Origin of the sequence: Methylocystis sp. H4A, from assembly GCF_015709545.1 — a bacterium.
Classification (GTDB): domain Bacteria; phylum Pseudomonadota; class Alphaproteobacteria; order Rhizobiales; family Beijerinckiaceae; genus Methylocystis; species Methylocystis silviterrae.
Genome location: NZ_JADNQY010000018.1, coordinates 73,121 through 87,475, shown reverse-complemented (window position 1 = coordinate 87,475; position 14,355 = coordinate 73,121). Strand labels below are relative to the sequence as shown.

The window sequence follows — 14,355 nt, the reverse complement described above, 5'->3', positions numbered from 1 at the left end:
AAAAACGATGACGCAAACCACGCATCTTGCGCTGCCCTTCATCGAGGCGGCGCAAGCGCAAAAGCACGTCACGCATAATGAAGCTCTGGCGCTGATCGACGCGTTGACGCAGCTTTCGGTGTCTGCGCGAAACGTGACGTCGCCGCCCGCGACGCCGGCGGAAGGCGACCGTGTGCTCGTCGGCGCCGGCGCGACCGGCGATTTCACGGGCAGAAGCGGCCAGATCGCGACATTCCTCGCAGGCGGCTGGGCCTTCCTTTCGCCACAAGCCGGCTGGCGCGCCTATGTCGAAGCGGAATCGCTTCTGCTGCTCTATGACGGCGCGGGATGGATTGATTGCGGCCTGTCCTTACGCCAGCTGCAAAACCTTGCGCTGCTCGGGATCGGCGCGACCGCCGACGGCGCCAATCCGCTGCTCGCCAAACTCAATGCGACGCTCTTTACCGCAACGAGCGTCGGCGAAGGCGGCACCGGCGATCTCCGCTTCGCGCTCAACAAGGAGAGCGCGGCGAACACTCTCTCGCAACTTTACGAATCGAACTATTCCGCGCGCGCCGAAACTGGGTTGATTGGCGACGATCATTTTCACGTCAAAGTGTCGCCCGACGGCTCCGCATGGAAGGAAGCGATCGTCATCGACAGCGCCACAGGCGCAGTCGCCTTTCCAAGCGGCGGCCCGGCGAACGTTCATCTGTTTACGGCTACGGATTCCTATACGCCGACGCCAGGAATGCGCTTTGTTGACGTGATCCTTTTTGGCGGCGGCGGCGGCGGCGGCGCAGGCGCGCGACAGGCGGCCGGCGCAATCGCCTCAGGCGGAGGCGGGGGCGGAGGCGGCGGAATTGCAAAAGGAAAGTTCACCGCAGCTCAGATCGGCGGGGGCCTCACCGTCACGATCGGCGCTGGCGGCAATGGCGGCGCAGCGCAGACCGTCGATAGCACGGCTGGAACTAACGGAACTGCCGGCGGCAACACCTCTTTTGGATCGCTGCTTAAGGCGTTCGGCGGCGGTTTTGGCAGCGGCGGCGGGCTCGCGTCCGGCTCTGGCGGTGGCGCTGGGGGAAGCGTCATTGGTGCCGCCGGTAACGCATCTGGCGCTACCGGCGGCGCTGGCCAGGGGGGCATAGGCAATGGTGGCTCTGCGGCTCCGTCAGCCAGCGTTTTTGTCGTTGGAGGTTTCAGCGGAGGCGGAGGCGGCGGTCCCGCAACGGGTGCCGCCGGCGGAGGCGGAGGCGCTATATTCTTCGGCGCAGGCGGCGGCGGGGCCGGCGGCGGAATAACGGCCGCGAACGCGATGAGCGCGGGCGGCGGCGGCGGCCCAGTTTGGGTGGCCGGCGTCGTCACTTTGGCGAGTGGCGGGGCCTCTGGAGTCAACGGCTCTTCCGGTTCATCCTTCGCGAACGCCGCCGGTCCGATCGACCAAGGCAGCAGTGGCGGTGGCGGTGGGGGCTCGCACGCCACGTCGCCGGGCGCTGGCGGAACTGGCGGCATGGGCGCTGGCGGGGGTGGCGGCGGCGCGTCGCAGAACGGCGCCAATTCCGGCGCAGGCGGCAATGGCGGCGGCGGCTACGCCGTCGTCTTTGAATATTTCTGATCGCAAAACCATCAAGCGCGTCGCGCGCGATTCCTCATCAACAAACGACATCGGAAAAGAAGGAGTCGGCTCATGGCCTTCGCCGTGAAGAATCACGTCCTGCACCAAAACGACAAGCCTGTCGCTCAAAAGCCGACGCCCAACGTCGGCGGGGTTTTGAAGCCCTCGCTGCTGATCATGCATTACACCGCCGCTCAGTCGGCGAAGGGCGCGATCTCCTGGCTGTGCAATCCGAATGCGAAAGCCTCCGCCCATCTCGTCGTCGATCTCGACGGCGCGGTGACGCAGCTCGCGCCGTTCAATCGCGTCGCGTGGCACGCGGGCAAAAGCGTTTGGAGGCGGCGCTCGAACTGCAATGCCTTTTCGATCGGCGTTGAGCTGACCAACGCCGGACCATTGACGAAGCTCGCCAACGGAAAATTCGCCGACGCATACGGAAAAAATGTGCCGGCGAGCCAGGTCGCACTACTCGTCCACAAGCTGGATAGGGGCGACGAAAAGCCCTGGATGATCTATCCCGCCCTTCAGATCTCGGCCGCCGTCGATATCGCCAAGGCGCTCTGCCAGACCTACGGCATCAGCGACATCGCCGGTCATGACGACATTGCGCCGACGCGCAAGCGCGATCCGGGTCCCGCCTTCGCCATGGAATCGTTCGTCTCGCGAGTCCTCGGCCGCAAGTGAAACCGCGCCGGCGGCTTCCGGCATCACAAAAAAGGAGCTCCCAATGCAAGGCTATCGCACCTATGTCGCCGCTGGTCTCGTCGCGCTGTTTGGCGCGCTCGCCTCGACCGACTGGATCGCCTTCCTCAACGATCCGAAGGCCGGCGCCATCGCCATCGGTTCGGCGGCGTTGATGGCGATCATGCGCAGCATCACCTCGACGCCGCCGGGAACGGCCTGACATGTCCAAGCTCACCGCGCTCTGTCTCGTCGCGGTCGCCGGCGTCGTCGCCTATGCGCTTGGACGCGCCGTGTTGGCGCGACTTGTCGCCGGCGGCGCCGCTAAGGAGAACGCGCGGCGCGCCGAATCCAATATGCGCGCCGCCAAGCGGCAGGCGGAAATCATGGTTGAGCGCAGGAGCGTTGAAGATGTTTCGCAAGATCTCGATCATGGTCGCTTTTAGCCTCGCTCTTGCGGCATGCCAATCGACGGGCGGCGGCTGTCCGCCACTCGTCGCCTATTCTCTCGCAGAGCAGAAGATTGCGGCGAAGCAGCTGCGCGCCTTGCCCCAAAACGCGCCTCTCGCCGCCATGATAATCGACTACAAGAAAATGCGGGACGCCTGCCGCGCCTCGGAGAGCTGAGGCGCGCGGCCGCATTTCTTGACTATTCATTGCGCATTCAGGGCTTTCGGCCGACTATGCGCCGGGGAGAGGCGCATGCGGGCCGCCGGAGGTTGTTGGAGACGGGCGCTCACCGTCGCCGCTCTCGCGGCGACGGCCGCTTTCCTGCGCGCCGCCGCCAGCCGCGCCGAAGAGGCTCCCGCGCGGCTGCAATGTTTCACCATGGCGCAGGCGCGCAGCAAAATGGAAGCGCAGAAGCTCGCCGATCCTTTCCGGTGCATGCGGGATGTCGCCCTCCGGCTGCAGGCCGAGCCGCTCGGCGCGCGGCTGTGCCAATTGGGCGAAGGACTTATCTATGAGATCAGCCTGCTGCGCCGGGACGGCCACATCGTCAAGATTCTTGTCGACGCGTTCAGCGGCCGGCCTCATTCTAGCTCTATAGGCGCGGGCTCTATAGGCGATTGAGTCTCGCACGCGGGAGGACACATTGCGGCTGCTCGTCGTTGAAGACGACAAGGATTTGAACCGCCAGATCGTTCGTGCGCTCGAGCAGTCGGGCTATGCGGTGGACCGCGCCTTCGATGGCGAGGAAGGTTGCCATCTCGGCGAAACGGAGCCCTACGACGCCGTCGTCCTCGACATCGGTCTGCCGAAGAAGGACGGCGTGACCATTCTCGAAGAATGGCGCGCGGCGGGACGCGACATGCCGGTGCTGATCCTCACCGCGCGCGACCGCTGGAGCGACAAGGTGCAAGGCTTCGACGCCGGCGCCGATGATTATGTTTCAAAACCCTTCCACATGGAGGAGGTGCTTGCGCGCATCCGCGCCCTGCTGCGCCGCGCGACGGGCCATGCGACGAATGAAATCGTCTGCGGCGCGGTGCGACTCGACACCAAAGCCGGCCGCGTCGTCGTGGACGGCGCGCCCGTGAAGCTCACTTCGCACGAATACCGGCTGCTCGCCTATCTGATGCATCACAGCGGACGCGTCGTATCCCGCAGCGAAATCATCGAGCATTTATATGATCAGGACTTTGACCGCGACTCGAACACGATCGAGGTCTTCGTCGGCAGGCTGCGCAAAAAGCTTGGCGTCGATCTGATCCAGACCGTGCGCGGGCTGGGCTACATGGCGGCCGCGCCGGCAAAGGACGCCGGCTATAAACGCTAGGCGCATGCCCCTTTCCTTCGTCTCCCTTCGCTCCATCGCCGCGCGTCTGTTCCTGACTGCCGCGGCGATGAGTTCGGTCGTGCTGATCGTCGCCAGCATTCTTCTTACCGCCTACTACCGAAACGAAGCGGACGAGGTTTTCGAACGGCGCCTCGACGTTTACCTGCGCGCCATCGTCGCCGACGTGTCCGAGTCGGGACAGGAGGGACGCACCGGCCCCGGCCAGCTCGGCGACCCGCAGTTCGAGTTGCCGGGCTCGGGCTGGTACTGGCAGATCACGCGTCTCGACGACAAGTCGCATGACATCAAGGCGTCGCGCTCGCTCTTCGCCAACACGCTGCCCAAGCTCTCAGATCTTGGCGTCGTAGCGGAGGTCGGCGGCTTTCGTCGCGGCTACGGGCCTGGCCCGGACGGGCGCAGGCTGCGCATCGTCGAGCGCGTCATCGACGTCGGCGACGTCGGCATCTATCTCGTGCAGGTCGCGGGCAGCGGCGAAGAGATGGAAGAGCAAATCGCCCGTTTTCGCTTCGCGCTGATCGTCGCTTTCGCGGCGCTCGCGATTGCGCTCGCCATCGGCGCCGCCTTCCAGGTCCGCTTCGGCTTGCGGCCTTTGAGGCAATTGCAGCGCGAACTGGCGTCGATCCGCGGCGGCGAACGGGAGCGGATCATGGACGCCTACCCGAGCGAAGTCGCGCCGCTCGCCGAAGAGCTCAATCTGCTGATCAGCGCCAATCGCGACATTCTCGAACGCGCGCGCACGCAGGTCGGCAATCTCGCCCATGCGCTGAAAACGCCGCTCTCCGTCATCGTCAATGAAGCCGATTCCGCGCCCGGGCAACTCGCCGGGAAAGTTCAAGAACAGGCGCAGATCATGCGCGATCAGATCTCCTTCTATCTCGACCGGGCGCGGGCGGCGGCGCGCGGCGGCGCACTCGGCGCCGCGACGCAGGTTGCGCCGTCGATCGAGGCCTTGCTGCGCGCCTTCAGTAAAATCTATGGCGACAAGGGCGTGATCTTTTCTGGCGGCGCCGATCCGCGTCTGCGCTTTCTTGGCGAGCGCCAGGACCTCGAAGAAATGATCGGCAATCTTCTCGACAACGCCGGCAAATGGGCGAAGAGCCGGGTGACGATCGACGTCTGCGTCGAAGGCGCGTCGCGGCCGACGCTGCGCGTCACCATCGACGACGACGGACCGGGGCTTGCTTCGCATTTGCGCGCCGCGGCGACGCAGCGTGGGCGGCGTCTCGACGAAACCAAGCCCGGATCAGGTCTCGGCCTGTCGATTGTCGTCGATCTCGCCGCCGCCTATGGCGGCTCGCTGCAACTCGACGACAGCCCCAGCGGCGGTTTGCGCGCAGAGCTTCGACTGCCGGGGTTTTGAGCTGCGTGGGCCAACCCTAAGCAAAGCCCGAGACCGATCAACGATCGAACGGCCGCCCCGATTTCGTGCAGCGCGTCACTCTTCTTCGAGATCGAAATCGAGAATCGCGACCTGCAGCGTGAAGCTCGACAGCTTCGGATCGTCAGCGGAGATGACGCCGAGAAATTCGCCGTCGGCGTTGAGTTCGACCGAATCCGTTTTGCGCCCGCGCGCCACGATCGACAGGCGATCGTTTTCGAACAGCTTGCGCAAATAGGACTGCAGCACTTCGCGTCCGACGGGAATTTTCATCTCGAAGGCGAAGGAACGATCGCCGTCTTCGTCGTCGACCGAGATCGAAGCGATCCTTCGCTCGCCAAGATGCACGGCGGCGTCGTCCGGATTCTTCGGATCCGCTGTGACGCGAACGCCCTCATTGCCGAGCGAACGGCGCAGAAAAGCCTGCAGTTTTCGCAATTCGGTTTTATCCAAACGCCCACCCCCGTTCAGCGATCAGCATCATTCCTCTGCCACGACGCCTTTCGCCGAGCAAGAGCGCATGAAAAACGCCCGGCGGAGAGCCGCCGGGCGACGTCAAAAAGCGCGAAGAGCGTTATTCGCCTGCGGCTTTCAGCCTCTTGTTGCACTCGCTCCAATATTTTGGCCAGGTGATTTTTGAACCGGCCTTTTTGAGCTCCGCCTTTTTCGTCTTCCATTCCGCGGCGCATTTCTTCTGGCGCTCGCGCGTCGCGGCTTTCGAGTCCGTCGCGGGTTTGGGGCTCGGGGTCGCTTCGGTCGCCGCGGGCGGAGTCGGCTCAACGGGCTTGGCTTCCGTCGCGGGGGGCGGCGTCGGCTTCGACTCTGCGGCGGCCGGCGGCGGCGTCTCGGGCTTCGCCTCGGCAGGCTTGGCTTCCGCCGGCTTCTCTTCGCCGGGCTTGGCCTGCTCCGCCAATCGCCCGCGACAGGCCTTCAAAAATTCCTGCCAGCTCTGTCCGCCGAGTTCGTTGGCCGCCTTAGCCGCCTGGTATTGCGATCCGCATTCCTTCAATACATTGGCCTGCGCATACGCGTCCCCTGAGCTCGCGGCGAGGGCGACGGCCACGGCCAGAGCGCCGCCGGCCGCAGCGTAAGAAACAGCGATACGGATCCCCATATAAATCTCCATTGATCGACGGCGCGAACTGAGCCGCAACAACTGCGACGGCGCATAGAAGCATGACGCGCGCCATCCGCGCCCGCCGGGGCCGACGATAGTCCCAACTTGGTTGTGAACGCAATCCAAACGCGCGATAAAGCCCGAGCACGCGGCGTTTTTTCGTCCGCCTTTTAAGGGTGAGTCTTGGCAAGCGTTCGGGAACAGCCGGCAAGTTGGCGTGAGCTCGCGGTCGTGTCTCATCTCGACGGGCTGAAACGCTGTCCGTGGCCCGGCGTCGATCCGATTTATCTCGACTATCACGACAATGAATGGGGGCGGCCCGAACGGGACGGCCGGGCGCTCTTTGAAAAGCTGACGCTCGACGGCTTCCAGGCCGGCCTCTCGTGGATCACCATTCTGCGCAAGCGCGAGGCGTTTCGCGCGGCCTTCGACGGCTTCGATCCGGCGAAGATCGCGAGATTCGATCAGAAGCGCGTCGCGGCGCTGATGCGCAATGATGCAATCGTGCGCAACCGCGCAAAAATCGAAGGCGCCGTGCTCTCGGCGCAGGCGTGGCTGGAGATCGAGGCGACGACCGGCTTTTCGGATTATCTGTGGGGTTTCGTGGATGGACGACCGATCGTCAATCGCTGGACGCGCATGAGCGACGTGCCGACCCAAACCCCACTTTCCGAACGCCTCTCCAAAGATCTCAAGGCGCGCGGCTTCAAATTCTGCGGACCGACGATCGTCTACGCCTTCATGCAGGCGGTCGGCATGGTGGACGATCATCTGACGGGCTGCCATCGCCACTCAGGGGGCGAGGGCGGCTGACGCGATGCGGGCTCCTTCCACGAAAAATCGTGGGCGTCCGTCGCCCGGCGAGGCGCCCCGCGCCTGGCAGCGCATGTTATCCGGACGCCGCCTCGATCTGCTCGACCCTTCGCCGCTCGACGTGGAGATCGAAGATATCGCGCATGGGCTCGCGCGCGTCGCGCGCTGGAACGGTCAGACCGTCGGCGCGCATATTTTCTCGGTCGCGCAACACAGCATGCTTGTGGAAAAGATCTCTAGCGCGCTCGATCCCGCGATCGGCCGAACGGAGCGGCTTTACATGTTGCTGCATGACGCGCCGGAATATGTGATCGGCGATATGATCTCCCCGTTCAAGGCGGTGATCGGCGACGCATACAAAAGCGTCGAGGACCGCATATTGGGCGCGATTCTCCTGCGTTTCTCGCTGCCGCCGGCACCCTCTCCCGCACTGCGGCGCCTGTGCAAGGAAGCCGACCGCGCCGCCGCTTTTTTTGAGGCGGTGCAGCTTGCGGGCTTTACACGGGGCGAAGCCGAGCGCATCTTCGGCCGCCCGGCGATCCCGCCGCAGCCCTTCATGGACGAACTCGCCCCGGCTCCCATTGAGGAGACGCAGGCGCGTTTTCTCGCTCGGTTTCGGGCGGTCGACGAAAGTTGAAGAAGAACGTCGGGGAGAAAAATGCCGAATGGGCGCCTGTACGTCTGTTCCCTGACTAAGGTGGTCGACACGGTGCGCGAAAGCGGCGCACGCTCGCTTGTCACCATTCTTACCGCCGGGGCGTCGCTTGTTCGGCCTTGCGAAATCTCCCGCGAGCGCCATTTGCGCATCGCTGTCTCCGATATCGATGCGCCGCGGGGAGGGCATATCCTCCCTGGCGAGGAACATATCAATCGGCTGCTTGCTTTCCTTGAGGAATGGGACCGCTCCGCGCCGCTCGTCATACACTGCTACGCTGGGGTGAGCCGATCGCCCGCGGCGGCTTTTGTCGCGGCCTGTGCTTTAGCGCCGCGTCGCAGCGAAATGGAGATCGCGCGCGAACTGCGCCGCGTCTCGCCGACCGCGACCCCCAACAGACGGCTGGTCGCGCTCGCCGACGAAAGGCTCGGGCGGAACGGGCGAATGTCCGCCGCGATCGCCGCGATCGGACGCGGGACCGACTGCTATGAGGGAACGCCCTTCGCCCTGGAATTCGCCGACGCCTAGCCGAGCCGCCGAAGCGCTCGCGCCCCTATCTCCGCCTGTCGAAATCGGCCTCACCGCCGCAATCGTCGCTGTTCGAGACGACGAGCCCTTGATCCTGACGACGCGCGCGGACGGGCCGGCGGGCGTCGCCGCCCTTCCCTCCGGACCTTTCGATCCGATCCGCCATCGCACCTTCGAGATCGGTCTGCGCGAATGGGTCGCCGAGCAGACCGGCGCGCCGCTGGGCTATGTCGAGCAGCTCTATACATTCGGCGATCGCGGACGCCACGCCCGCGCCGGCGACCGTGATCCGCACGTCGTCTCGGTCGGCTATTTGGCGTTGACGCGCATCCGCGACGACGCGGATCTGCGCGCAAGCGTCTGGCGGAGCTGGCATGATTTCTTTCCCTGGGAGGATTGGCGCAAAGGACCGCCCGCGGCGCTCGAGGACACGATCGCGCCGGGATTGACGGACTGGGTGGCCGAGGCGCCGGACGCCGTTTCCTCCTCAGGCGTCTCGCGCCGGGTGCGGGTCAATCTTCTCTTTGGCGGCAAGGGACGCGCGTTCAATGAGGAGAACGTCCTTGAGCGCTACGAGCTTCTTTACGAGGCGGGGCTTCTCGAGGAAGCGCTGCGCGATGGTCGCGAATCGGCGGAGAGACGGGCGCCGCTGACGCCGCTCGGGACTCCAATGCGCCATGACCACCGCCGCATTCTCGCCACAGCCATGGGCAGACTGCGCGCCAAGATGAAATATCGGCCGGTGATCTTCGAGTTGATGGCGTCCGAGTTCACGCTGACTGAGCTGCAGCGGACAGTAGAAGCCATCGCTGGCCGCCATCTGCACAAGCAGAACTTCCGCCGTCTGGTGGAATCTACGGCCATTGTCGAGCCAACGGGGGAAATGTCCTTAAAGACAGGCGGACGCCCAGCGGCTCTATTCCATTTTCGCCGCAATGTTCTGCAAGAAAGGCCCGCGCCAGGGCTTCGCGTCGGCATCCGAGGCTGATGTCGTTCCTTAAGGCGATGTTCACCGCGACATGGTGAATCTTTGCTGAAGCGAAGCTCGCAATGCGTAAAGTAGAGGTGCGTCTTGGGCTATTTGTCGCCGCCCCCCATGCCGGCGCCGGTCGTCGTCTACAAGGACGTCGGCGGTCTGGTCAGCGATTATGAAGCGCTCACCGAACGATATCGCCGCGAGAACCGCGAGGTCAGGCTGCATGAATGCCGCTCGGCCTGCACGCTGGCGCTGAGCCTGCCCAACGTCTGCGTCTATCCGGACGCAAAGGTTAAATTTCATCAAGCCTATAACGCCATCAACCGGGAGGTCGACCTCGGCGTCTCGTCGCAGCTGTTCGCCTCCTATCCGACCGCCGTGCAGGCGCGTCTTGGCCATTTGACCAGAGAATATCGCGTTTTGACGGGAACGGAGCTGATCGCTCTCGGCATGCGCAACTGCGAGGGCGGCCCGACCATGATCGCGAGCCGCAAGCAACGCGCGCCTTCGACCAGCGTCGCCAGCGCACGGCTCGATGGGCAGTCCGGCGCGAGCCTCGCCGGCTTTGGCGACATCGCGCAGAAGGTGCAGTCCGCAGTCGCCACCGCCCTTGCGAGCACTGGCGGTCAGACAACCGATCCGATCCATGTCGCCGTCGCCGACCGGCGGCAGCTGACGGGGTTGGCGCGCGGCGGCGAAGAGGCGAATGCGCTTCCCGAGCCCGCGCCGCTGCCGCCGCGCCGACCGCCATCGGAGGCCTTTGCGGGGCGGGATACGGCATCGATGTCTCCGGCCTATCTGCAACTCATCAGCGGAGCGCAGCCCATCCTGGGGCCGCAGCTCGTGCGCACAGTGGCCTCGAACTGAGCGGCGACGTCGCAGACTGCCGCGCGGCGTAGCTGTGAGGGCCGTTTAGATCCCCGCGCCCCGTTTGGTCCCATAAAGAAAAAGCGCGCTTTTGATCGGCCGTTCCGCGCGCTGTTCCACGCCGTGAGCGTAAGCCTCCTTCGCGATAACGGCCTCTGGGCGCGCCTCCGCCGGGTGAGTGACAGGTCTCCAGGAAGCCGCTGGAAATCAGGCGACAGCAAACTTTTCAAGAGCTGCAAAAGCGGCATATACGTCTTATGTTCTCCTCTCGCGTAATGTGCTCTTATCGAGCCGCGAATACGGCGCGTCGCGGGGTTGAATCGACTCAATAAACGGAAGTTATGGCGTCGGATTCTCGATTCCCCATCGTTGGCATTGGCGCTTCCGCCGGTGGGCTGCGGGCTCTCGAGCAATTCTTCCAAGCCGTCCCCGCCGATCTCGGCATGGCCTTTGTGATTATCACGCACCTCGCCCCGGATCGCGAAAGCTTCCTCACGGACATACTCGCGCGGCACACCAGCTTGACGGTCCATGTCGCGAGCGAGGGCCAGAAGGTTGAGCCGAACAGCATTTATGTTTTGCCGCCCAACGCATCCCTGACGATAGAGGGAAGGACTCTCCGACTCCATCAGATCGAGCACGGCCATGCCGAGCGCAGCCCGGTCGACGTGTTTTTCAGTTCGCTCGCCCAGGATTGCGGGGAATACGCTGTCGGCGTTGTGCTCTCTGGGAGCGGCAGCGACGGCGTTCTCGGAATCAAAGCGATCAAGGAACAGGGCGGCCTTGTCCTTGCACAATCGAGCGATGGAACTCAGCCAAGTTTCACCGGCATGCCCGACAGCGCGATCGCCAGCGGTCTCGTCGACTATGCGATCCCTGTTGAGGACATGGCCGCGAAGCTGTCAGAGAACAGGCAAAGCATTGGATTGGTCGATGCGCTTGCGGAAAGGGGCGCCGCTCAAGGCGACCATCCCGACGCCAAGTCGCTCGAAATGCTTTACGCCATTCTTCGGTCTCAGATGGGGCACGATTTTAGCGGCTACAAAAAGCGAACGTTCATCCGCCGCGTTCATCGCCGCATGCAGATCAATCATTGTGACTCGCTTCTGGCTTACGTCGAATTCCTGCAGCGCGACGATGAGGAGTCCGCGCGCCTGTTTCGCGATCTGTTGATCAATGTAACGAGCTTTTTCCGTGACGCCGAAGCTTTCGACGCATTGGAGAAGATCGTTGTTCCGCATCTCTTCGAGGGACGCGGCGGCGCGGACGCGGTGCGCGTTTGGGTCCCCGGCTGCTCAACCGGAGAGGAAGTCTATTCGATCGCGATCCTGCTCCGCGAGCATATGGACAAAACAACCGGGTCGCCGCGCGTCACGGTCTTTGCGACGGACATCGATGAACGCGCATTATCGGTGGCGCGCGCCGCCCGTTATCCGTCCGCGCTGATGAAAGGCGTGTCGCCCGAGCGGCAAGAGCGGTTCTTTACGAATAACTCCGGCAGTTTTGTCGTCGCCAAATCGGTACGCGATCTTTGCGTGTTCTCGGTCCACAGCATATTGCGCGATCCGCCATTCTCGCGCATGGACATGATCTCCTGCCGCAATCTGTTGATCTATTTCGGCGCCGATGCGCAGCGCCAGGCGTTGCCGACTCTCCATTACGCGCTGCGACTGGGCGGCTTTCTCTTTCTTGGAAAAGCCGAAACGATCGGCCGCTTTTCGGAATTATTTGCGCCGGTCGACAAGACGAGCTGCATCTTCCAAGCGCGCGACATCGGCACCCCGGCCCGCATGCCGGCGTTTGTTAACGGCCTGCGCCCGGCTCCCTTCGTCTCGCATCGGAGCGATCATATCGCGGCAGGAGGCATGGCCGCCCGACAGTCGGCGGAGGCGCGAATCGCCGATCGCTTTGGACCGCCGCATGTGATTGTCAATGAAGATGGCGACATCGTCCATTACTCCGCGCGGACGGCAAAATATCTCGAAGCGCCCTATGGCGTGCCCACGCGGCAATTGCTGACCTCGGCGCGCAAGGAGTTGCGTCTCGATTTGCGCAGCGCGCTACGTGAAGCAATCGAGACGCGACGGGCCGCGACACGCGATAATATCGCTTTCGAAACTGATCATCATGTTGAGCATGTCTCGGTTTCGGTCGAGCCTCTGCAGGGCGGAGCCGATGGCCGATCCGCGTTTCTCATTGCCTTCGACGAGAAAGAACTTTCGAAAGATGGGTTGGTCGATTCGAACGAAGCGCCTCAACCGCAGGAGTCCGCTGACACATCGCCGATCGAAGCGGAATTGCGCGACACGCGCGAAAGACTGCAAGGAACGATCGAGGAATATGAGACGGCGCTGGAAGAGCTGAAATCCGCTAACGAGGAACTTATTTCACTCAACGAAGAGTTTCAGTCGAGCAATGAAGAACTCGAATCCACAAAAGAGGAATTGCAGTCGCTGAACGAGGAGCTGCAGACCGTCAATCAGGAATTGCTGGCCAAGGTGGAGGATCTCGACCGCGCGAACAGCGATTTCACGAACCTCTTCGCGAGCACCAACGTCGCGACAATTTTTCTCGACCGTGATCTCGTGATCCGCAGCTTTACGCCCGCGGTCACGAGCCTCTTCAGTATTATTGCGACAGACAAAGGCCGCCCGTTGGGAGACCTCGCGATCAAGCTCGATTATCCGGAACTGCAAGACGACATAAAGAGCGTCATGAAGACGGGAACGCTGATCGAGCGACGGGTGAACCAGAACGTGGCCGGAACGCCGCATTTTCTATGCCGCTTGACCGCCTATCGGAACGCAGAAGGCAAAATCGATGGCGTTGTGGCGACGTTCGTCGACGTCACCGGTCTCGCGAGATCTGAAGAACGCCAAAGGACATTGGTCGCCGAGCTCAATCACCGCGTGAAAAATATTATCACCGTTATCTTGGCCCTCGCCAAACAGACGTTGGCTCGGACGCAGGGATCGGAAGCCTTGATGACCAGACTTTACGCCTTGGCGAGAAGTCACGAGTTGCTCGCGCGGGAGAGTTACGGCGCCGTCAGCCTGGAAGAGGTGGTGCGCCAGGCGCTCGCACCCTATTTCTCCGAGGATAGTCAGCGGCTGACCCTTTCTGGACCACCGATCACGCTGCCGCCCAAGGCTGCGATGAGCTTTGGCATGATCCTGGATGAACTAGCGACCAATGCGGTCAAATATGGAGCGCTGTCGAACAGTTCGGGCCATGTCTCCGTCGACTGGTCTTCGATGGACTCGCCGGAAGACAGAGCGTCGACGCTGACCTTTAGGTGGCGCGAGGACGGCGGTCCTCGCGCGGCGGACCCAAAGAAAAGGGGTTTCGGTCTGACGCTTATCGATCGCGAAGTGAGTTACGGGCTCTCCGGCAGCGCCGCGTATGAATTTGGCGAGACCGGATTCTCTGGAACGTTCATAATTCCGTTGAAACAGAGCCGGAATAGCGTGGAGGATCATGGCGAGTTCAAGGATAGCGGGAAAGCGCGTCCTCATTGTCGAGGATGAATCGATCATCGCAATGATGCTCGAATGCGAATTGAACGACGGCGGTTGTGACGTCGTCGGCCCCGTACCCTCCGTCGAAGACGCCTTGCGGCTCATCGACAAGGAGCGTCTTGACTGCGCCCTGCTCGATTACCGACTTGTCGACGAGACCAGCGGAAGAATTGCTTCCGTGCTGGCTGAGCGAAATATCCCGTTTTTGCTGATGACGGGGCATTGCGCGAGCGACCTGCCGTCTGAATTGCGCGACAAGACTCTCCTGCAGAAGCCGGTGACGGGCGCAGCTCTTCGCGCCGCCCTCGAAGCGATTTTGGAGTCCGCAGCGTAAAACGACGCCGCGCCGTTTTGATCCGGCGAAGCTTGAGCAACTTTTCGCCACGATGTTACCATAGCGTCCGAATTGGTGGGGGATCAGGGCGGTGGC

General features: G+C 63.1%; 17 protein-coding genes. 15 read left to right on the top strand and 2 right to left on the bottom strand.

The window, feature by feature from the left end; translation table 11 throughout:
- Window positions 1-7 precede the first annotated feature (7 nt).
- From IYW40_RS22050 to IYW40_RS04800, 8 genes are all read left to right on the top strand, one after another.
- Window positions 8-1,594: a DUF2793 domain-containing protein gene (locus IYW40_RS22050; RefSeq protein WP_196399625.1), complete on the top strand. Its 1,587-nt coding sequence runs from the start codon at window positions 8-10 to the stop codon at window positions 1,592-1,594.
- A 72-nt stretch (window positions 1,595-1,666) separates the two neighbouring features.
- Entirely contained in the window at window positions 1,667-2,278 is a 612-nt protein-coding gene (locus IYW40_RS04830; protein ID WP_196399624.1) for an N-acetylmuramoyl-L-alanine amidase, read from the top strand.
- 43 nt (window positions 2,279-2,321) lie between these two features.
- The gene (locus tag IYW40_RS04825) at window positions 2,322-2,498 is read left to right on the top strand and encodes a hypothetical protein (RefSeq protein WP_014890979.1); all 177 of its coding nucleotides are present in this window, start codon (window positions 2,322-2,324) and stop codon (window positions 2,496-2,498) included.
- Between the two features lies 1 nt (window position 2,499).
- The gene (locus IYW40_RS04820) at window positions 2,500-2,721 is read left to right on the top strand and encodes a hypothetical protein (RefSeq protein ID WP_196399623.1); all 222 of its coding nucleotides are present in this window, start codon (window positions 2,500-2,502) and stop codon (window positions 2,719-2,721) included.
- The gene (locus tag IYW40_RS04815; protein WP_210327191.1) at window positions 2,687-2,902 is read left to right on the top strand and encodes a hypothetical protein; all 216 of its coding nucleotides are present in this window, start codon (window positions 2,687-2,689) and stop codon (window positions 2,900-2,902) included. The genes IYW40_RS04820 and IYW40_RS04815 overlap by 35 nt, the downstream gene beginning before the upstream one ends.
- A 75-nt stretch (window positions 2,903-2,977) precedes the next feature.
- On the top strand, window positions 2,978-3,346 hold the full coding sequence (locus IYW40_RS04810) for a PepSY domain-containing protein (RefSeq protein WP_196399622.1): 369 nt from the start codon (window positions 2,978-2,980) through the stop codon (window positions 3,344-3,346).
- A gap of 22 nt (window positions 3,347-3,368) precedes the next feature.
- A complete protein-coding gene (locus tag IYW40_RS04805) occupies window positions 3,369-4,052 on the top strand; it encodes a response regulator transcription factor (protein WP_196393993.1) in 684 nt (227 codons plus the stop codon).
- 4 nt (window positions 4,053-4,056) lie between these two features.
- On the top strand, window positions 4,057-5,433 hold the full coding sequence (locus IYW40_RS04800; RefSeq protein WP_196399621.1) for an ATP-binding protein: 1,377 nt from the start codon (window positions 4,057-4,059) through the stop codon (window positions 5,431-5,433).
- A gap of 75 nt (window positions 5,434-5,508) precedes the next feature.
- Here the strand turns inward: IYW40_RS04800 and IYW40_RS04795 are convergent, their stop codons facing one another.
- Both IYW40_RS04795 and IYW40_RS04790 read right to left on the bottom strand, forming a co-directional pair.
- Entirely contained in the window at window positions 5,509-5,904 is a 396-nt protein-coding gene (locus IYW40_RS04795) for a DUF3126 family protein (protein ID WP_175093371.1), read from the bottom strand.
- Window positions 5,905-6,025: 121 nt separating this feature from the next.
- Window positions 6,026-6,565, bottom strand: a complete 540-nt coding sequence (locus IYW40_RS04790) for a hypothetical protein (protein ID WP_246720643.1) — start codon at window positions 6,563-6,565, stop codon at window positions 6,026-6,028.
- A gap of 234 nt (window positions 6,566-6,799) precedes the next feature.
- On the opposite strand from IYW40_RS04790, the gene IYW40_RS04785 reads away from it, so the two are divergent.
- From IYW40_RS04785 to IYW40_RS04755, 7 genes are all read left to right on the top strand, one after another.
- Complete coding sequence (locus IYW40_RS04785) at window positions 6,800-7,381, top strand: DNA-3-methyladenine glycosylase I (RefSeq protein WP_348644231.1); 582 nt, start codon at window positions 6,800-6,802, stop codon at window positions 7,379-7,381.
- A gap of 4 nt (window positions 7,382-7,385) precedes the next feature.
- On the top strand, window positions 7,386-8,018 hold the full coding sequence (locus IYW40_RS04780) for an HD family hydrolase (protein WP_196399618.1): 633 nt from the start codon (window positions 7,386-7,388) through the stop codon (window positions 8,016-8,018).
- A gap of 21 nt (window positions 8,019-8,039) precedes the next feature.
- Window positions 8,040-8,564, top strand: a complete 525-nt coding sequence (locus IYW40_RS04775; protein ID WP_196399617.1) for a protein tyrosine phosphatase — start codon at window positions 8,040-8,042, stop codon at window positions 8,562-8,564.
- Window positions 8,524-9,552, top strand: coding sequence for an NAD regulator (locus tag IYW40_RS04770; RefSeq protein ID WP_210327190.1), 1,029 nt, complete (start codon window positions 8,524-8,526; stop codon window positions 9,550-9,552). Before IYW40_RS04775 ends, IYW40_RS04770 begins: the two co-directional genes overlap by 41 nt.
- An 84-nt stretch (window positions 9,553-9,636) precedes the next feature.
- Window positions 9,637-10,407 (top strand): hypothetical protein, encoded by a 771-nt coding sequence (locus IYW40_RS04765; RefSeq protein ID WP_246720642.1) that lies wholly within the window; start codon window positions 9,637-9,639, stop codon window positions 10,405-10,407.
- Between the two features lie 341 nt (window positions 10,408-10,748).
- A complete protein-coding gene (locus IYW40_RS04760; RefSeq protein WP_196399616.1) occupies window positions 10,749-13,934 on the top strand; it encodes a chemotaxis protein CheB in 3,186 nt (1,061 codons plus the stop codon).
- A complete protein-coding gene (locus IYW40_RS04755) occupies window positions 13,885-14,259 on the top strand; it encodes a response regulator (RefSeq protein WP_196399615.1) in 375 nt (124 codons plus the stop codon). Before IYW40_RS04760 ends, IYW40_RS04755 begins: the two co-directional genes overlap by 50 nt.
- Window positions 14,260-14,355: the final 96 nt, after the last annotated feature.